Raw genomic sequence first — 19483 nt, 5'->3', positions numbered from 1 at the left:
GGGCAGCCTTCGTACATCTGTCGTACCGGCGAGCGCCAGTTCCGGGACCACGGTCCACCTTTCTGATCACGTGAGATCGACGGGTTGGCGGCCAGGCTAGGCGGCGAACTTGTGAGTGAGATGGGTGCCGCATATCAATCCGATCACCGCGTCGGCTGGTCAGCAGGCATGCTGGAGCTCATGTGCCGAAACATCACCGAGTTGCGCGGCCTGGAGCCGGCGGCCACCGACGAAGAGATCACCGCGGCCGCCCGCCAGTACGTCCGCAAGGTCAGCGGAATCACCCGGCCGTCCGAGGCCAATGTCGACGCTTTCGAGGCTGCGGTCGTGCAGGTGGCGGCCGTCACGACACGGCTGCTGGCCGAGCTGCCGGCCCGGCGTCAGCCGCCCAAGACCGTTCCACCGCTGCGCCGGCCCGAGGTCATCGCGCGACTCACCTCGACGTGACCACTGCGCTCAAGGAATGGAGTGCGGCGGTGCACGCCCTGCTCGACGGGCGGCAGACGGTGCTGCTGCGCAAGGGCGGCATCCACGAGAAGCGGTTTGCCGTCGCGGCTGAGGAGTTCCTGTTGTTCCCGACGGTCGCGCACAGCCACGCCGAACGGGTGCGACCCGAGCATCGGGACCTGCTCGCCCGATCGGCGTCGGACAGCACCGACGACCACCTCGTGATCCGTGCCGCCGCGAAAGTGGTTGCTGCCGTTGCAGTATCGGACGCCGAGCGGCTGGCCGACATCGAAGATCTGCATATCTGGACCGCCGAGTCGGTGCAGGCCGACCGGCTGGACTTCCGGCCACGCCACCGGCTGACCGTGCTGGTGGTGCAGGCTTTCCCGCTTATCGAGCCGATCCGGTTGGCCCGTGAACCGCAATACGGCGGCTGTACCAGCTGGGTACAGCTGCCCGTGAGCGGCGATCTGGCCCAACCCGTTCACGACGCCGCGGCGCTAGGCGAGATCGCCGGCCGGGTCCGCGCCGCCGTCGGCTGAGGGCAGACCGGCCGAGGCAGGCAGGATCAGCTTGGACAGCCCGCCGGCCCCGTGGTGGACGGTGTGTACCGCCGGCACCATCCGCCGGCCGGTGAGGACCGGCTCGCCGGTGCCGAGGTTGCGGGCGTAGCGCGGATGCGAGCCGCCGGCGATCAGCACCCGGATCTGGGTGCCCGCGGGGAAGCGGTGCGCGACGGCATCGAGCTCTACCCGGACCGGACCGGTCCGGGCCTCGGTCAGCCGCTGGTAGCCGTCGCTGACATTGCGGGAGCGTCCCCGGGCGTCGACCTCACTGATCCGCACGAACACGTCGACGTGGTCGATGTCGGCCTCGTGCGCCAGCTCCACGAGCGGGTTGCCGAACACATAGAGGTCGGCGTCCAAGGGTCCGCTGGTGAAGCTCAGCACGTCGGTGCGCCGCGCCAGTACCGAATCGTCCTGGTAGCCGCTGTTCTGGGTGAGGGGGCGGCCACCGACCGTCGGCGTCGGGTCGGCCGGGTCGTAGCGGAAGGTCGACGGCATCGCGTCGTCAGGCGGCGCGGCCGCGGCCAGCCGGCCACCGGGCTGCAGATACAACACGCCTTCGCCCGTGGGAGGTGGCCAGTCCGGCAGATCGATCCAGCCGTGATGGGCGACGTACACCCGGACCGGGTTGCGGCGGGGCGCGGTGCGAGCGCCGGCGAGGTGTGCGCCCAGCCAGCTCAGCGTCTCCGAGGCTACGGTGCCACCGGCCTTGGTGGTCATATCGCTGTGCGCCCACGGCCCGAGCGTCATCGCGACGTCGACACCACGGTCGCGCAGGCGGCCGTACTGCATGAGGGTCTGCTCGAGAAACAGGTCCTGCCAGCCGCTGATCAACAGCACCGGGACGTCGCAGCGGTCGAGTGCCGACGTCATCCGCATCGTCTCCCAAAACGGGTCATCACCGTGTGGGTGCTCGATCCACGACTCGTACCAGGGCGAGCCGGCGCCCAGTAGGTCGCGGCCGGCGTTGCCCAGCGGAAGTCCATGCGTGGCGCGTTCGAGTCGGCGCGCCGCACGGGTCGCGAACGCCAGCCGCCGCGGCATCGCCTCTTCCTGGTGGGCCATCGAGTCCGACCAGCCCAGGAAGTCGTTCAGCGAGAACGATCCGGTGCCCCACGAGGAGGCGTGGAAGTCGTGCGGGCCGACGGTGATCACCGCTGCGGCCAGTTCCGGCGGGGGATCGGACAGCAGCGCCCACTGGGTGAAGCCCAGGTAGGAGGCTCCGATGGTGGCGAGGTGCCCGCTGAACCAGGGTTGTTCGCGCAGCCAGGTCACGGTGTCGGCGGCGTCGTCAGCCTCGTGCACCATCGGCACGAAGTCACCACCGGACCCGAACGTGCCGCGCACGCTCTGCAACAGGACGTGATAGCCCCGCGCGGCATAGAGCTGGGCGTAGATCACCGACGATGGGAATGACCGTCCGTACGGGCCGCGAACCATGATCGTGCCGAGTGGTGCGCCGACGGGCGCATAGTGGGTCGCGCGCAGGACCGCACCGTCCCGCATCGGGATCCCGACGCCACGATGGACGACGTAATCGCTGGTCGGCGGCGATATCCGCAACAGCCGGGAGACGGCGCGGTCGACGAACTGCCGGGGCAGGGTGCTGCGCACGCCTCTCAGAATAGGTAGTACGGCGCGCTTGGGGCGCAGCGCGACCCTCCTTCGCTGCTGCCGCGGGCGGTCTAACCGGCCAGGCGCAAGTAGTCTGGCGTGTTGTGGCACCCACGCTCTGGGCGATCAGTGACCTGCACACGGGTCACACCGGCAACAAGCCGGTCACCGAATCGCTGTATCCCTCGTCGCCGGACGACTGGCTGATCGTTGCCGGCGACGTCGCCGAGCGCACCGATGACATCCGCTGGTCGCTGGATCTGCTGCGCAGACGCTTCGCGAAAGTGATCTGGGTGCCGGGCAATCACGAGCTGTGGACCACCGGGAAGGATCCGGTCCAGGTGTTCGGCCGTGCCCGCTACGACTATCTGGTCAACATGTGTGACGAGATGGGCGTGGTGACTCCGGAACACCCCTTTCCTGTCTGGACCGAGCAGGGTGGGCCCGCGACGATCGTGCCGATGTTCCTGCTCTACGACTACACATTCCTGCCCGAAGGGGCGACGACCAAGGCCGAGGGCCTGGCGATCGCGCGCGACCGTAACGTCGTGGCGACCGACGAATTCCTGCTGTCCAGTGAGCCGTACGCCACCCGCGACGCGTGGTGCCGGGATCGGTTGAAGCACACCAGGGCTCGGCTCGAGGAACTCGACTGGATGACGCCGACGGTATTGGTGAACCACTTCCCGATGCGCCGCGAACCCTGCGATGTGCTGTTCTTCCCCGAGTTCTCGCTGTGGTGCGGGACGACGGAGACCGCCGATTGGCACACCCGCTACAACGCCCTCTGCTCGGTGTATGGGCACCTGCACATTCCGCGGACCACCTGGTATGACGGAGTGCGCTTCGAAGAGGTCTCGGTCGGCTATCCGCGAGAGTGGCGGCGCCGCAAGCCTTATCGGTGGTTACGCCAGATTCTGCCGGACCCGCAGTACGCGCCGGGCTACCTCAACGACTTCGGCGGGCATTTCGTCATCACCGAGGAGATGAAGGAGCAGTCGGCGAAACTGCGCGAGCGTCTGCGTAGTAGACGCGAATGAGTGAGCTCATGGCTGCGGTGCTCCCGGGTATCGCCGATCTGGTCTACGCCGAGGCCTACGACGACCCGCCGGAATTGGAGCCGTTTCCCGAGGAAGAGCCGCTGATCGCGAAATCGGTGGACAAGCGGCGCAACGAGTTCATCACCGTGCGGCATTGCGCCCGGGTGGCGTTGCAGAAGCTGGGCCTCCCGCCGGTGCCGATCCTCAAGGGGGACAAGGGCGAACCGTGCTGGCCCGACGGAGTGGTGGGCAGCCTCACCCACACCCAGGGGTACCGCGGCGCGGTGGTCGGGCGCAGCGCGAGTGTGCGTTCGGTGGGCATCGACGCCGAACCGCACGGCGTGCTACCCGACGGGGTGCTGGGCGCCATCAGCCTGCCCGCCGAGCGGGATGAGATCGCCGGCCTTCCTGGCGGGCTGCACTGGGACCGAATCCTGTTCTGCGCCAAGGAGGCGACGTACAAGGCATGGTTTCCGCTGACGGAGCGATGGCTGGGTTTCGAGGACGCGCACATCACCTTCGGCGTCGAGGAGTCCGGGGTGGCTGGAACGTTCGTCTCGCGGATCCTGATCGACCCGGCCGCCCGTTCCGGACCGCCGTTGAACGAGCTGGCCGGCCGGTGGTCGGTGGGCGGCGGGCTGGCACTGACGGCGATCGTGTTGTGAGCGGTTCCGGCGGGAAGGAGCGCAGCGACCCGGGGATCGGCACAGCACCCGGGATCGTCGTGGTGGACAAACCCGCAGGTATGACGAGCCATGACGTCGTCGGCCGCTGCCGGCGGATCTTCGGCACCCGCAAGGTCGGCCACGCGGGCACGCTGGACCCGATGGCCACCGGCGTCCTGGTCGTCGGCATCGAGCGGGCCACCAAGATCCTCGGCCTGCTGACCGCCACGTCGAAGTCGTACGAGGCGACCATCCGGCTGGGCCGGAGCACCTCTACCGAAGATGCCGAAGGTGAAGTGCTGCAGGATATCTCCGCCGAGCACATCACCGATGAGCAGATTCAAGCGGGGGTAGTGCCGCTGCGTGGGGAGATCTCGCAGCGACCATCGGCCGTCAGTGCGGTCAAGGTCGGTGGCAAGCGGGCCTACCAGCTGGTGCGGGAAGGCCAGGATGTGCAGCTCGCCGAGCGCACGGTACGAATTGACCGATTCGACGTGCACGACATCCGGCGCGTTGGGCCCTTCATCGACGTGGATGTCGACGTCGACTGTTCGTCGGGCACCTACATCCGGGCGCTGGCGCGCGATCTCGGAGACGCGCTCGGCGTCGGTGGACACCTGACGGCGTTGCGCCGCACCAGGGTTGGCGGCTACGGACTGGATCACGCCCGGTCGCTGGACGAACTAACCGAGCATCCGCAGCTCAGCTACTCGCTCGACGAGGCGTGCCTGCTGGCCTTTGCCCGCCGCGACATCTCGGCGGCCGAAGCCGAGGACACCAGTCACGGCCGGCCGTTGCGTGCTGCGGGGATCGACGGTGTCTACGCCGCAGCCGATCCCGGTGGTCGGGTGATTGCGCTGCTGGAAGACAAGGGTGGCCGCACCACATCCGTTGTGGTGATCCGCCCCGCGACGCTCTAGGTCACTCCGCCGCCAGATCCTGGGCATAACTGAAGGCCGCAGCGTCGTCCTCGGCATCGAAGTCGCACAACCTGGCCAGACGCCCGTCGCGATAGGTGCCGACAAGGACCCGGCTCCAGGTGAAGTGCTCGCCGTCGTGCCCAAGACCTTCGCGGTCCATCCGTCCGACGAACAGCTCAGGCGTCGGCCAGCAGATGGCCGAGAACCAGGAGCGTACGGATGCGACCATGTTTTGCAATTCGGTGAGGCTGGCTCGAAGTTCAGCGGCTGACCGATCGGGAAACCCTGAGCGCGAACGGTTCTCGATTCGCAGATCGGGCCGGCTCAGGTCGTTGAGTATCGTGTCGAAATCGCCCCGGTTGAGCGCGGCGACGTACTCGGCGTTGTTCATGCCCGATCCGGCGGCCACCGCTCCCGCGGCGGCGTAATAGCGCTCTTCGAGTTCTCGGTACGCCCCCTCGAAATCGTCCTCATCGAAGCGAATATCGAAGGCGATCCGCCCGTCGGTGTCCAACTCGAAGACGTGCAGGTGCGGGCTCTCGTTCCCGGTATCGTCGTACCATCGGCTCCAGGCGAGCTCGAGGGTCTCCCCCCGCACCGCGAGCGTGCGGCGATCGAAGTGATTGAACTGCTGGAGGACTCGCTCGGTGGCCGCGGTGATCGCCTCGACGCCGTGGATCGGGTCGCCGCTGAGGCGGCGCCTGTCGTCGAGGACGAAGCGGCTGGCATAGCACTCGCCCACCTTGCGCAAGTCGGCTTCCAGTAGCGCGCTTCTCAGCCTCTCGGTCGCCCCGCTCGCGCAGTTGGTGAGCGGCAGCCGACTCGAACTACTCCGTACGAGCTCCTCGGCGTAGGTCAACGCCGCGTCCTCATCCGTAACGTCGAATTCGCACAGCGCGTTGATGAGCCCGTCCTGTATCCGTGCGGCGTAGAGCCGAGACCACTCGAACGGCTGGCCGTCGCGCCCGATGGCCTCGCGTTCATGACGTGAGACGAACACGTTGTCGGACACCCAGTGGGTGGCTGAGCCCCATACCCGGTAGGCCTCCACCATCGCGCCGAGCGCCTCCACGCTCTGGCGCAGCTCGGCGACGGTACGTCGTGGGAAGACCGAGCGGGACCGACTCTCGATCTGCAGGCCGGGCGCGAATACCCCGAACGTACCGTCCAGGTCGCCGCGATTCTCGGCGAGGATGAGCTCGGTCAACGGTTCGCGCAGCGCTGACCGGGATGGGCCAAGGCTGGCGAAGTAGCGGTGTTCGAGGGCCTGGTAGGCGCGGTCGAAGGCATCCTCGTCGAAGGTGCCTTGATAGGCGACTCGGCCGGCTCCGTCGATCTCGCCGACAATGAACACCGTGGACCGGTTCCCGGACTCGTCGGACCAACAGCATTCGGCAAGGCTGTGGTTGTCGCCCCGAACGGCCAATGTGCGCAGGGTGAATCGGCTGTACTGTCGGCGTAGCCGCTCCGAGGCGGCCCGAACGCCGGCAGGCCCGACGATCGGTTCACCGCTGAGCCGCCGGTGATCGTCGTAGACGATGTCATCGGAATACAGCGTGACCAGGGTGTCGAAGTCACCGGATTGCAGTGCCGCGGTTGCCTTTTTGCCGACCTCGCTGCTGTGGTTGGTCACCGCGAAACGGCTTGATCCCGCGGTAATCCGCGACTCGGCATGGGCGAAGGCCGCGTCTTCGTCGGTGGTGTCGAATTCCGTGATTTCCACCAGCAGTCCAGCGCGACATTCGCCCACAAACAGGAAGTTCCACCGATATGCATCGCCGTCTGCGCCGACACCTTCAATCTCGCCGAGCCCGACGCTGCAGTCGGGGGAGAGCCACACAATAGCGGGCACCCAGTGGCGTTGAGACGAAACCTGGCTTCCCCGAGCCTGCATCCAACGGAACATGTCATCGACGGAGCGTTCTTTCTCCTTGAGGGCTGAAGGGGGTGCAAACCATCGGAATTCGGGGTGAGAGACGGCACGGACCATCTCGATGTCACCCTGGCTGATGCCTACCACCCATTCGGCGGCGGCCAGCCCACTGACGGCGAACTGGGCGCCTTCGCCCGCGTAGTAGCGGGCTTCCATGTCCCGGTACGCCGGCCAAAAGTCTTCTTCGTCGAAACGGCTGTGGTAACACACGAATCCGTCCGCATTGATCTCGTAGACGCCGACGTACCTGGCTTCGTTGCCGGAATCGTCAGACCAGCAGATCCAGCCCAGGTACACGTTGTTTCCCCGGAAGGCCAGATTACGAGCTTCGAAGTGGTTGTACTGTCGGCATATTCGTTCGATCGCGCCGCGCAGGGTGGCGCGATCGCGAATCTGGTTACCGCCCAGTCGACGCTGGTCGTTGTAGACGAAGTGGTCGGACCACAGCCCGACAGTGCCGTCGACATCGTGATTCTGCATTGCCGATATCGTCCGATCGCCAACGGCGCTGGCCCGGTTGGACAGTGTCAGCCGTCGGTTACGCGTCGACGCCGGCGATTCGGCACCTTCCCCGGCGGCGTAGCGCTGGTCGAGCTCACGAAATGCCTCGTAGCTGTCGCCCTCGTCGAATCTGGCGTGGTAGCGGATGAGGCCGTCGTCGCCGACCTCGAAAAGGTTGAAAGTCGTTGTCTGATTTCCAGAATCGTCAGACCAGGTGTCGAGGCCGAGCGCCAGCGATTCGCCACGAACGGCCAGTGTCCGCCACTCGATTCGCGAGTACTGGGCGCGATGACGTTGCGTGGAGCTGCGCAGGTCGGCGATGCTCTCGATCGGGTCGCCGCTGAGTCGCCGGCGGTCGTCGTACACCATCCGATCGGAGTAGAACGCGACGACGGCGTCCGGATCTCCAGACTTCAGAGCCTGACGGCCGAGGTCGGCGATCCGGCTTGCCCGGTTGGATGTCGCCGGTGTCGGCGGAGTCGCGCTCTCGGGCTTGGGCGACCCGCCGGATCCTGCGACATCCACTGTTCGGGCGACCATGAACACCGCATCCTTTGCGGCATACAGCGCTTGTGCTGCGCTGCGGGCATCGGCGGCGGCGCGCTCGTCACCGGCGGCCGTCAGCACCCGGCTGAGCGCCAGGCACGCATCGGCATGGTCGAGCACGAGGTCGGTTCCCTCGGCTACCGTGACCGCTTCCCGGGCCATTGCGACGGCCTGATCGTGCCGCGCCAGGGCCGAGAGGATCTCGGCTCGCACCGAGCGCCAGGCGATCGCCGTCTTCAGATTGTGCCCGGCGATGCGTTCGCTTTCCCGTGCGTAGTTGTCGGCGTCCTCGATACGTCCTTGCGCCAGAACCGATCTGGCCAGCAGCGCGGCGGCCTGGCCGGCGTCAGCTCCGACGCCCAGGGCGCCGAGTCCCTCCAATGCGACGTGGAAATGTGGCTCGGCGGCCACCGCATCCCCGACCATCAATTCGAGGATTCCGGCGAACAATTCGGTTTCCATGAGGCCATGCCGCAGACCGAGATCGGCGACGATCTGGCGTGCGTCAGCCAGCATCGCACGGGCCTTGTCGGGTCGGCCGCGCAGCAATTCGAGAACCGCAAGGCAGCGCAGTGAGGTGGCCTCCAAGGACGGTGTCGCAGTCGTCATCCGCTGCATCCGAACCACATCCAGACACCGGCCGCCGGCCTTCGGTGCCGGACTCGGTCCCCACAGCGCGGCGCCGGGAGCGGCACCCAGCGCCGCGGTGATCTGCCGATGGTCCCCACCTCGACGAGCCGCGATGAGCGCCTCGAACAGGTCGGCTTCGCAATCGCCGATCCGTCCGAGTCGTGCCCGCGCGCCCGCCCGCACCCGGTGTGCTTTCGCCAGGCCTGCGGCGTCGTCGCGCCGGGTGAACTCGTCGATCGCCCCCTGGAGTCGCTCGTCGACGTCGGGTAGCCGGGTGGGATCGGTGTACACCAGCAGCTGACACCGATAGCAGGTCGCCCACGGCGCCAACTCGTGGCCGGCAACCTTCTCCAAGTCTTCGACCAGTGGTGCACCGGCCGCCACGTCGCCGGCGGACAACAACGCCTCGCAGCCGATCATCAGCAGCTCGGCGCGCAGCGTGGCGTCGGCGGCGGCCAGTGACGCACCCCGGGCCGCCTGACTGCCCGCCGAGCCGAGTTCGTCACGGTCGAGGGCGCGGCGGGAGGACGCCAGATAGTTGCGCGAAGAGCGCAGGGCGAGTTCGCCGGTGTGGCCGTCGCGCAGGCCGAGTTCGCACCGGTAGTCGTGGGCCGCTTCGAGATTGCGGGCGATCACCTCGTCGGATTCGAATGCCACGCTGGCGCCCCCGGCGTGCACCCAATTCGCCAGGCGCTCATGGAGATCGGCGCGCTCGGCCTTCAACAGCCTGCGATAGGCGACGTCGCGGATGAGAACGTGATGAAACCGCCAGACCGGCTCGTCGCCGGTGTATGCACCGCTCGGTTGGGCAAGGTCGAGACGGCGCAGCCGATTCAAAGTGGACATGATCTCGGAAACGCCGGCGCCGGCCAGCGCCGCCACCGCACTGGGGGAGAAGTCCGTTCCGATCACCGAGGCGACTTCGAGCACCCGGCGGTTGGCTGCAGTGAGCCGCTCCAACCGGGACGCCAGCAGAGCATGGATCGTCGGCGGGACGGAGATGGCATCGACGTCGACGGTCAGGCTCCAGCCGCCGGGTTGCGCGACCAGCACACCGTCGTGGACGAGCATGCCGACCAATTCCCGCACGAACAGCGGGTTGCCGCCCGTCGACGACGGCAGCCGGGCCAGCAATTCCTCGGGCAGCTGCTCGCTGCCGAGTACGCGCGCGGCGAGTTCGGCGGTGGCCTGAGCTTCGAGGCCGCGAAGCGGCAGCGCGTCGGCGACCCAACCGCCGACGGTCACCAGATCGGTTCGGGTCTCCCGCAATTCAGGTCGTGCAAGCGCGATCAGTGTGACAGGCGTGCCGCGCACCCACTCGACGAGGTGCTCGACGAAATCGAGCAACAGGGTGTCCGCCCACTGGATGTCATCGACCAGGACGACCAGAGGCTGGTCGGTGGCAAGGACCTCGATGTAGCGGCGCAGCGCCCAGAACGCCTCTTCGACAGAACCTGCGACGCCGGCGGTCATCCCGGTGAGATCGCGCAGAATCCGTTCTCGCTCAGTGGTATCGGCCGGAACATCGCGATCGAGGTCTCGGGTCCGCAAGACGTCGACCAGTGGTGCCAGGGCGGGGCTGCCTTCGACCGCGCAATGCGCGCGGATGACCCGGACACTGTCGCCGAGTGAGCCGATGAACTCCCCGGCCAGTCGGGTCTTGCCGACACCGGGATCTCCGACAACGGTGACCAGACGGGCCGCATGCGCGGCGACTGCGTCGTCGAAAACCACTTGCAGGCGCTGTAATTCAGTGGACCGGCCGACGAAGGGAATGGACTCCGCGGTGTCGGCGCGCCCGACCCATTGATAGACCGGAACCGCAGCGCTGCGGCCTTTCACCTGCACCGCGCCGCGCGGATCGTAGCGATGCCGCCCCCGAGTCGATCGCCACGTTTCCTCGCCGACGACCACATGGCCGTGCGGGCACTCGGATTCCAGTCTCGCCGCGACATTCAGCGCATCACCGACCAAGTCGGCGTCCTCGCTCCCGACCACGACTTCGCCGGTGTTCACGGCGACCCGCAACGCCAGCTCGACCCCGTGCACCTCCGCCAGCCGGCCGGCCAGTCCGACGAACCGCTCCTGCAGTTCGACCCCGGCATCGACCGCGTGCCCGGCGTCGCCCGCTCCGATCTCGGGCACGCCCCACACCGCCATGAACCCGTCGCCGATGTACTTCGTCACGCCGGCGCGATGGCGCTGCGCGGTCGAACGAAGCAACTCGTGGTATTGCCCCATGACCTCGCGGGCCGTTTCGGGATCGACCAGCTCCTCGAACGCCGTCGAGCCGGCCAGGTCGGCGAACAGAACTGTCACGGTCTTTCGGGTCGGGTTCGCAACCTGCTGTGCACCTTGATCATTCAGTGCGGCGCCGCAGGCCCGGCAGAATCGCGCCGTCGCGCTGGCGGTGACCCCGCACGCGCCGCATGAGCGCTGCACGGCAGTCCCGCAGCTCTCGCAGAACCGGGCGTCCGGTTCGTTGGCGCTGCCGCAGGAGGTGCAGTCGCTCATCATTTCGGTCCCAGCGACAGGGCGTCGTGGTCTTCGATCGCCGTCGCGGCGCCGCTGAGCATCGTCAGCAGAAGCTGCCGCTGGCGCTCGTTGGCGATGTCGACCTGACCGGTGCCGATCACCGGGTAGGCGAAGCACCAGGCGGTCGTCAGCCGATAATCCCGCATCAATTCGTCTGGAGAATAAGCGATTCCGTGTTCGGCGAGCCGCTGCGCGTACCGCTGGATCAGGTCGGCTTCGCAACGGCGCCGGGTGTCGATGGCGAGGCTCTGGCTCAGGAAGTACGCCATGTCGTAGGCGCCGCGCCCCACGGAGGTGACCTGCCAGTCCAGCGCTGTCACCGGCGCATCGGATGCATCGACGGCGAAGAACAACTGATCGAGTCGCAAGTCGCCGTGCAAGAACGTGCCGGGCGCCCGCGCGATCTGCTGCAGATACCACGGCACCAAGGACGGGAATCGCTCGCCGAACGATTTCATCGCGGGGGACAGGTCGGCGCCCACCGTGTCCAGGAAACGGGGCCAGGCCGCCGTGAAGTTGCGGGCGACCACCCGCGGCATCGGGCCATCGGTGTACGGCCGCAACCAGGAGTACTCCGCGAGGCGCTCACTTTCCCACCAGTACGCATGATGGCCCGCGATGGCATCGACCACCGACTCGGCATCGGCGACCGTGCAGCCGACGATCTGATCCGACACCCGCAACCGGCCCAGGTCTTCGAGCACGAGCACGAAGTCGTGGGTGGCGTCGTCGAATGCGACGAAGTACGGCCGGGCCGGCGGTAGCGGGTTGGCCTGTCCGACCTCGCGGTAGAAGCTCGTCTCGCGCAGATAGAACTCCATGTCCTCGCAGACCGTGGACCGGGCTCGCTCGTCGAGGGTCGGAAATTTCACCACGACCGACGCCGGCGCACCGGGGCCCTCGAGATGCGCGCGATACAGCCGCCCGAGCAGTCCGACTCCGATCCCGATCTGCTCGAGTCGGCAATGCCGAACCTCGGAACCCAGGATTTCGCTAAGCCAGCCCGCTGTCACCGACTGCGGATCAGCAGGGAACCACGCCATCCGCCCCCGTCCCTCCCCATGGATAGGAGAGATTTTACGGAATCACGCCGCTGAGCACGCGATTTCCGCTGCCGGCAAAGATGTTTGCCAGGCGGCTTTCTCAGCCGACGACCCAGATCGCCTGGGCCGCAGGGCTGCCCAGATCGACGGTGTTTGCTGCGCCGTCGGATGACTCGACCGACACGGAGATCACTCCGGCGAAGTCGCGCCGGGCTAGCACCCGAAGGCGCGAGTCCAGGCTGATGCCGACGGTGTCGAAGTAGCGCAGCATTTCGGGGTCGGCATCGGAAATCCTTGCCACCGTGCCGAGTTCGCCGTTCTCGCATGCCGACAGTTGCCGGGCCGGGGGCGTGGGTACCTGACCGTCGGATGAGGGGATGGGGTCGCCGTGGGGATCGCGGGTCGGATATCCCAGCTTTGCGTCGATGCGGTCGAGCATCATGTCGCTGACGGCGTGCTCGAGGATCTCGGCCTCGTCATGCACCTCGTCCCAGCCGTAGCCGAGTTCGCGCATCAGGAACGTCTCCAGCAGGCGGTGGCGTCGAACCACCGCCAGCGCCGCGGCTCGGCCCCGCTCGGTCAGCGTCACCGCGCCGTACTTCTCATGGTCCACCAGGCCCTGATCGGCGAGCCTGCGAATCGACTCCGAGGCCGTGCTGGCCGACACCCCGATGCGCTCGGCCAGCAGCTTGGTGCTGACCTTGTCGCGTGACCACTCCTGGGCGCTCCAGATGCATTTGAGGTAGTCCTGGGCGACCGTCGTCAGGTCGCGTACCCCGGGGTTCGGGCTGTCGTCAGGACTCACATCCAAAAGTTTAGGCAATCATCACCTGATCTGGGGATCTCGCGTGTCTCGCCGCGGTCGCGCGCCGTAGGCTTGCCGACGTGGAGCGGTGGCGCGGACAGGACGAGATCCCCTCGGACTGGGGCCGATGTGTGGTCACGATCGGTGTATTCGACGGTGTACATCGTGGGCACGCCGAACTGATCGCCCGTGCGGTGAAAGCAGGCCGGTCCCGCGGTGTGCCCACGGTGCTGATGACGTTCGACCCGCATCCGATGGAAGTCGTGTTCCCCGGCAGCCATCCGGCCCAACTGACCACGCTGGCCCGGCGCGCCGAGTTGGCCGAGGAATTGGGCATCGACGTCTTCCTCGTCGTTCCGTTCACGACAGATTTCATGAAGCTCACGCCGGACCGCTACATCCACGAACTGCTGGTGGAGCGGCTGCACGTTGTCGAGGTGATCGTCGGCGAGAACTTCACCTTCGGCAAGAAGGCAGCCGGCAACGTCGGGACCCTGCGCAAGGCCGGCGATCGGTTCGGCTTCGCGGTCGAGAGCCTGTCGCTGGTCGCCGAACATCACCAGAGCGAGACCGTCACGTTCTCGTCGACCTATATCCGGTCCTGCGTCGACGCCGGTGACGTGGTGACGGCCGCCGAGGCGCTGGGCCGCCCGCACCGCGTCGAAGGTGTCGTCGTGCGTGGTGACGGGCGCGGGCGGGTGCTCGGTTTCCCGACCGCCAACGTCGCCCCGCCGATGTACTCCGCGATCCCGGCCGACGGCGTCTACGCGGCCTGGTTCACGGTGCTGGGCCACGGCCCGGTGACCGGTTCGGTGGTACCGGGGGAGCGGTACCAGGCCGCGGTCTCGGTGGGCACCAACCCGACGTTCTCCGGGCGGACCCGCACCGTCGAGGCCTTCGTCCTGGACACCGCTGCCGATCTCTACGGCCAGCACGTGGCGGTGGACTTCGTCGCCCGGCTGCGCGGCCAGCTCAAATTCGATTCGGTACACGACCTGGTCGAGGCGATGGGCAAGGACACCGAGAAGGCCCGCGCGATCCTGTCGGCTCAGGACTGAGCAACCTCAGGACGCGATCAGGTCGTCGATCTGGTTGATCGCCAGCGTCGAACCCTCGACCACACCCATGTCCAGCACCTGCTGAAGACCTTCGGCGGACGCGAACTTGGCGACGTAGACCGCACGGGTACCGCCATTGTGCTCGGTGAAGGTGTAGGTGTTCTCCGAGACCGGCATGTCGGGATTCGGGTTCAAGTCGGCGTCGGCGAAGCCGTCACGGAACGCGAAGCTCGTCGGTTCGTCGACGCTCGTGATGTCCCAGTAGCCGGCGTATTTCTCGCCGTCCGGGCCGGTCATGTAATAGGTGACCCGGCTTCCCGGGGTGAGGCTGTGGTCGACGAACGTCGCCGGGTGCGTGGGCGGTCCCCACACCTTCTCCAGCTGGCGTGGGTCGGCGTACACCTGCCAGATCCGCTGCACCGGAGCGGCGAACTCGGCGGTGATGGTCAGCGTCAGATTCTCGGCATCGTGCTGGACGTCGGTCACGGGCATTGTTCAGTCTCCTTGTTCTCGATGGCGATGAGTTCGTCGATGCGACCGATGCGCCCCCGCCAGAGGAGCTCCAACTCGGCGAGCATGGCCGCCACCGAGCGCACGGCTGTCACGTCACCACTGGCCAGCTGCTCGCGGCCGCTGCGCCGCTTGTGGATCAGGCCGGCTTTCTCCAGCACGACGACGTGTTTCTGCACGGCGGCGAAGCTCATGTCGTACTTCGTCGCCAGGGCGGACACCGAGTGCTCGCCGGCCAGCGCACGGCGCATGATGTCGCGCCGGGTCCGATCGGCCAGCGCATGGAACAGGGCGTCTGCCCGGTCCTCCTGGTCTACGGTCACCTGACCAACATACAACCAAATGGTTGTATGTTGTCAAGGGCGTCGACCTTTCGCGATTTCGGTTCCCGCCGTACCCGCTGCTAGAGTGGCCAACCTGGCGTGTACTGCAGTCCGCGGTGGTCACGCCCGTGAGTCCCCACACGCGGCACCGATTTGATGGAGATGTTTTCGTGGCGCTGACTGCCGAGCAGAAGAAGGAAATCCTGGGCCAGTACGGTCTGCACGAGACCGACACCGGTTCGCCGGAAGCCCAGGTGGCGCTGCTGACCAAGCGCATCGCCGACCTCACCGAGCACCTCAAGCAGCACAAGCACGACCACCACTCGCGACGCGGGCTGCTGCTGCTGGTCGGCCGTCGCCGCCGGCTGCTCAAGTACGTCGCCGACCTCGACGTCGCGCGCTACCGCTCGCTGATCGAGCGGCTGGGTCTGCGCCGCTGAGCGCAACACCCCGCCGTGTAACATAGGGGCCGTTGTGAGCCGTTTTCCGGCTCAAACATCGGGTGCGGTTCATGCATATCCGCGTGTCCCGTTCCTGCGTGTCACAGCGAAGCTTCCCTGCGCGGGCGGTCTTCGGTAGTGGCTGCCGGGCCCCAAAGAACTGGGGAGAGCCCGGCCGCTTCGATCGACGGCCGTAGCCGCAACCAGGCCCAAGCCTCGTAGTGCTCAGGTCTACCTGGGTTCATCTGTGATGACGCGAAACAGCTGAACAGTGAACTCAGAAAGGCTGAACGGACATCCATGTCTGTAGCTGAAACCGACGAAGGCGTCTTCGAGTCGACCGCCGTCATCGACAACGGGAGCTTCGGCACCCGCACCATTCGTTTCGAGACCGGCCGGCTGGCCCAGCAGGCCGCCGGCGCCGTCGTCGCCTACCTCGACGACGAGACCATGCTGCTGAGCGCGACCACCGCCAGCAAGTCCCCCAAAGATCATTTCGACTTCTTTCCGCTGACCATCGACGTCGAGGAGCGGATGTACGCCGCGGGGCGCATCCCCGGCTCGTTCTTCCGCCGCGAGGGCCGGCCGTCCACGGACGCGATCCTGACCTGCCGGCTGATCGACCGCCCGCTGCGCCCCACGTTCATCTCGGGCCTGCGTAACGAGATCCAGGTCGTGGTCACGATCCTGAGCCTGGATCCCAAGGATCTGTACGACGTGCTGGCGATCAACGCCGCGTCGGCCTCCACCCAGATTTCCGGTCTGCCGTTCTCCGGACCGGTCGGCGGCGTCCGCGTCGCCCTGATCGACGGCCAGTGGGTTGCCTTCCCGACGGTCGAGCAGCTCGAGCGTGCGGTGTTCGACATGGTCGTTGCCGGCCGTAAGGCGGGCGACGACGTCGCCATCATGATGGTCGAGGCCGAGGCCACCGACAATGTCATCGAGCTCATCGCCGACGGCGCCGGCGCACCGACCGAGGCTGTGGTGGCCGAAGGCCTCGAAGCCGCCAAGCCGTTCATCGCCGCACTGTGCGATGCGCAGCAGGCGTTGGCCGACAAGGCCGCCAAGCCGGTCGCCGATTACCCGCTGTTCCCGGACTACCAGGACGATGTCTACGCGGCCGTCGCGCACGTGGCCTCCGAGGCGCTCTCGCAGGCGCTCACCATCGCCGGCAAGCACGAGCGCGACGAGCGCACCGACGAGATCAAGCACGAGGTCCTCGGCGAGCTCAGCGAGACATTCGCCGGGCGCGAGAAGGAAATCGGCGCGGCCTACCGCTCGCTGACCAAGAAGCTTGTGCGCCAGCGCATCCTGACCGACCACTTCCGTATCGACGGCCGCGGTGTCACCGACATCCGCGCCCTGTCGGCCGAGGTCGCGGTCATCCCGCGGGCGCACGGCAGCGCGCTGTTCGAGCGTGGCGAAACCCAGATCATGGGTGTCACCACGCTGGACATGGTCAAGATGGCTCAGCAGATCGACTCGCTGGGACCGGAGACCTCCAAGCGCTACATGCATCACTACAACTTCCCGCCGTTCTCGACCGGTGAGACCGGCCGCGTCGGCTCGCCCAAGCGCCGCGAGATCGGCCACGGCGCGCTCGCCGAGCGTGCTCTGATGCCGGTGCTGCCGAGCATCGAAGAGTTCCCGTACGCGATCCGCCAGGTGTCGGAAGCGTTGGGCTCCAACGGTTCCACCTCGATGGGTTCGGTCTGTGCGTCGACGCTGTCGCTGCTGAACGCCGGTGTGCCGCTGAAGGCCCCGGTCGCCGGTATCGCCATGGGCCTGGTGTCCGACGACGTCGATGGTGAACGCCGCTTCGTCACACTGACCGACATCCTCGGTGCCGAGGATGCCTTCGGCGACATGGACTTCAAGTGCGCAGGCACGAAGGACTTCGTCACCGCTCTGCAGTTGGACACCAAGCTCGACGGCATCCCGTCGCAGGTGCTGGCCGGTGCTCTCGCGCAGGCCAAGGACGCTCGCCTGACGATCCTCGAGGTGATGGCCGAGGCCATCGACGAGCCTGACGAGATGAGCCCGTACGCACCTCGCGTCACCGCCATCAAGGTGCCGGTGGACAAGATCGGCGAGGTCATCGGCCCCAAGGGCAAGATGATCAACTCGATCACCGAGCAGACCGGCGCGTCGATCTCCATCGAGGACGACGGCACCGTGTTCGTCGGCGCCACCGACGGCCCGTCGGCGCAGGCGGCGATCGACATGATCAACGCCATCGCCAACCCGCAGCTGCCCAAGGTTGGCGAGCGGTTCCTCGGAACCGTGGTGAAGACCACCGACTTCGGTGCCTTCGTCTCGCTGCTGCCGGGTCGCGACGGCCTGGTGCACATCAGCAAGCTGGGCCGCGGCAAGCGCATCGCCAAGGTCGAGGATGTGGCCAAGGTCGGCGACAAGCTCCGCGTCGAGATCGCCGACATCGACAACCGCGGCAAGATCTCTCTGGTCCTGGTTGACGAGGACGCGCCAGCCGCTCCCGAAGACGCACCGGCTCCTGTTGATGCCGATGCCGCGACCGCCAGCAGCTGAGTCCGGCGGGCAGGAGCGCAGCGACCAGGGGATCAACACTGCACTTCGCCGCGGCCGGCGTCTCGACAGCGAGACGCCGGTTGCGGTGCGGCGCACCGTACTTCCCGGCGGACTGCGGGTCGTCACCGAGTTCGTCCCGTCGGTGCGGTCGGCGTCGGTCGGTATCTGGGTCAACGTCGGTTCGCGCGACGAAGGCCCGACCGTCGCCGGCGCCGCGCACTTCCTGGAGCACCTGCTGTTCAAGGCGACGCCGACCCGCACCGCCGTCGAGATCGCACAATCCATTGACGCCGTCGGCGGCGAACTGAACGCGTTCACCGCCAAGGAACACACCTGCTACTACGCGCACGTCCTGGACGACGACCTGGAGCTGGCCCTCGACATGGTCTCCGACGTCGTGCTCAACGGCGTGTGCGCCGCCCATGACGTCGAACTCGAACGCGACGTGGTGCTCGAAGAGATCGCGATGCGCGACGACGACCCCGAAGACACTCTCGGAGATGTCTTCCTGACGGCGATGTTCGGCGAGCACCCCGTCGGCCGGCCGGTCATCGGCAGCGTCGACTCGGTGTCCGATATGACGCGCGCGCAGCTGCATTCTTTCCACGTCCGCCGGTACACCCCGGAGCGGATGGTCGTGGCGGTAGCCGGAAACGTCGACCACGGCGAGGTGGTCAGGCTGGTGCGCAGGCACTTCGCGGGTCATCTAGAGAAGGGCCGCACCCCGCAACCGCCGCGCAAGGGCACCGGCCGGCTGACCAGCCAGCCCGCCCTGGCGCTGATCAACCGCGACGCGGAACAGACCCATCTGTCGCTGGGCGTGCGGGTTCCCGGCCGGCACTGGCCGCACCGCTGGGCGCTATCGGTGCTCAACACCGCCCTGGGCGGTGGCCTGAGTTCACGGCTTTTCCAACAGATTCGAGAAAGCCGGGGCCTGGCGTACTCGGTGTTCTCGTCGGTTGACACGTTCTCCGATACCGGGGCATTGTCGGTGTATGCGGCTTGCCTTCCGGAGCGATTCGACGAGGTGGTGCGGTTGACCACCGAGGTTCTCGAAGGCGTGGCACGCGACGGCATCACCGAAGCGGAATGCCGGATCGCGAAAGGGTCGATCCGCGGCGGCCTGGTGCTCGGCCTGGAGGATTCCGCATCGCGGATGCATCGGCTGGGCCGCAGTGAGCTCAACTACGGCGAATATCGCAGTATCTCCACCACGCTGCAGCGCATCGACGAGGTGACTGTCGACGAGGTCAACGCGATCGCCCGCCGGGTGCTGACCAAGCCGTTCGGCGGTGCCGTACTCGGTCCGTATAAGTCGAAACGCTCTCTGCCACAGCCACTTCGGACCATCAGGAGCTAG

Annotated in this window: 15 protein-coding genes; 9 read left to right on the top strand and 6 right to left on the bottom strand. The window is 67.0% G+C overall.

Annotated elements, in window-relative coordinates; translation table 11 throughout:
* Nucleotides 1-180 precede the first annotated feature (180 nt).
* Nucleotides 181-447, top strand: coding sequence for a DUF2277 domain-containing protein (locus tag HPC46_RS08915; RefSeq protein ID WP_179468919.1), 267 nt, complete (start codon nt 181-183; stop codon nt 445-447).
* The gene (locus HPC46_RS08910; protein WP_179468866.1) at nt 444-989 is read left to right on the top strand and encodes a DUF1802 family protein; all 546 of its coding nucleotides are present in this window, start codon (nt 444-446) and stop codon (nt 987-989) included. The genes HPC46_RS08915 and HPC46_RS08910 overlap by 4 nt, the downstream gene beginning before the upstream one ends.
* Here the strand turns inward: HPC46_RS08910 and HPC46_RS08905 are convergent.
* Nucleotides 948-2627, bottom strand: a complete 1680-nt coding sequence (locus tag HPC46_RS08905) for a CocE/NonD family hydrolase (RefSeq protein ID WP_179468864.1) — start codon at nt 2625-2627, stop codon at nt 948-950. The genes HPC46_RS08910 and HPC46_RS08905 overlap by 42 nt on opposite strands.
* A 104-nt stretch (nt 2628-2731) precedes the next feature.
* On the opposite strand from HPC46_RS08905, the gene HPC46_RS08900 reads away from it, so the two are divergent.
* Genes HPC46_RS08900 through truB form a run of 3 tightly spaced genes read left to right on the top strand, consistent with a single transcriptional unit; the run spans nt 2732 to nt 5252 of the window.
* Complete coding sequence (locus HPC46_RS08900) at nt 2732-3667, top strand: ACP phosphodiesterase PptH (protein ID WP_179468862.1); 936 nt, start codon at nt 2732-2734, stop codon at nt 3665-3667.
* Entirely contained in the window at nt 3664-4332 is a 669-nt protein-coding gene (gene pptT, locus HPC46_RS08895) for a 4'-phosphopantetheinyl transferase PptT (protein WP_179468860.1), read from the top strand. Before HPC46_RS08900 ends, pptT begins: the two co-directional genes overlap by 4 nt.
* On the top strand, nt 4329-5252 hold the full coding sequence (gene truB / locus HPC46_RS08890) for a tRNA pseudouridine(55) synthase TruB (protein ID WP_179468859.1): 924 nt from the start codon (nt 4329-4331) through the stop codon (nt 5250-5252). The genes pptT and truB overlap by 4 nt, the downstream gene beginning before the upstream one ends.
* A 1-nt stretch (nt 5253) precedes the next feature.
* Here the strand turns inward: truB and HPC46_RS08885 are convergent, their stop codons facing one another.
* The 3 genes from HPC46_RS08885 to mntR form a co-directional block, all read right to left on the bottom strand.
* On the bottom strand, nt 5254-11376 hold the full coding sequence (locus HPC46_RS08885; protein ID WP_179468857.1) for an AAA family ATPase: 6123 nt from the start codon (nt 11374-11376) through the stop codon (nt 5254-5256).
* Complete coding sequence (locus HPC46_RS08880) at nt 11376-12440, bottom strand: protein kinase family protein (protein ID WP_179468855.1); 1065 nt, start codon at nt 12438-12440, stop codon at nt 11376-11378. The genes HPC46_RS08885 and HPC46_RS08880 overlap by 1 nt, the downstream gene beginning before the upstream one ends.
* Nucleotides 12441-12540: 100 nt before the next feature.
* A complete protein-coding gene (gene mntR / locus HPC46_RS08875) occupies nt 12541-13245 on the bottom strand; it encodes a manganese-binding transcriptional regulator MntR (RefSeq protein ID WP_179468853.1) in 705 nt (234 codons plus the stop codon).
* An 80-nt stretch (nt 13246-13325) separates the two neighbouring features.
* Between mntR and HPC46_RS08870 the strand changes: the two genes are divergently transcribed.
* A complete protein-coding gene (locus HPC46_RS08870; RefSeq protein WP_179468851.1) occupies nt 13326-14303 on the top strand; it encodes a bifunctional riboflavin kinase/FAD synthetase in 978 nt (325 codons plus the stop codon).
* Nucleotides 14304-14309: 6 nt separating this feature from the next.
* Here HPC46_RS08870 and HPC46_RS08865 read toward each other — a convergent pair whose 3' ends face one another.
* Entirely contained in the window at nt 14310-14795 is a 486-nt protein-coding gene (locus HPC46_RS08865; RefSeq protein WP_179468849.1) for an SRPBCC family protein, read from the bottom strand.
* Nucleotides 14786-15136: an ArsR/SmtB family transcription factor gene (locus tag HPC46_RS08860; RefSeq protein ID WP_179468847.1), complete on the bottom strand. Its 351-nt coding sequence runs from the start codon at nt 15134-15136 to the stop codon at nt 14786-14788. The genes HPC46_RS08865 and HPC46_RS08860 overlap by 10 nt, the downstream gene beginning before the upstream one ends.
* A 170-nt stretch (nt 15137-15306) precedes the next feature.
* On the opposite strand from HPC46_RS08860, the gene rpsO reads away from it, so the two are divergent.
* The 3 genes from rpsO to HPC46_RS08845 all read left to right on the top strand — a co-directional run bounded on the left by rpsO (nt 15307) and on the right by HPC46_RS08845 (nt 19483).
* The gene (gene rpsO / locus HPC46_RS08855; RefSeq protein ID WP_005148712.1) at nt 15307-15576 is read left to right on the top strand and encodes a 30S ribosomal protein S15; all 270 of its coding nucleotides are present in this window, start codon (nt 15307-15309) and stop codon (nt 15574-15576) included.
* 300 nt (nt 15577-15876) lie between these two features.
* Nucleotides 15877-18123, top strand: a complete 2247-nt coding sequence (locus tag HPC46_RS08850; protein WP_179468845.1) for a polyribonucleotide nucleotidyltransferase — start codon at nt 15877-15879, stop codon at nt 18121-18123.
* The gene (locus HPC46_RS08845; RefSeq protein WP_407665481.1) at nt 18101-19483 is read left to right on the top strand and encodes a M16 family metallopeptidase; all 1383 of its coding nucleotides are present in this window, start codon (nt 18101-18103) and stop codon (nt 19481-19483) included. The genes HPC46_RS08850 and HPC46_RS08845 overlap by 23 nt, the downstream gene beginning before the upstream one ends.

This window comes from Mycolicibacterium vinylchloridicum (genome assembly GCF_013404075.1).
Classification (GTDB): domain Bacteria; phylum Actinomycetota; class Actinomycetes; order Mycobacteriales; family Mycobacteriaceae; genus Mycobacterium; species Mycobacterium vinylchloridicum.
The sequence above is the reverse complement of the archived record's forward strand: the minus strand, read 5'-3'. Positions and strand labels throughout refer to the sequence as shown.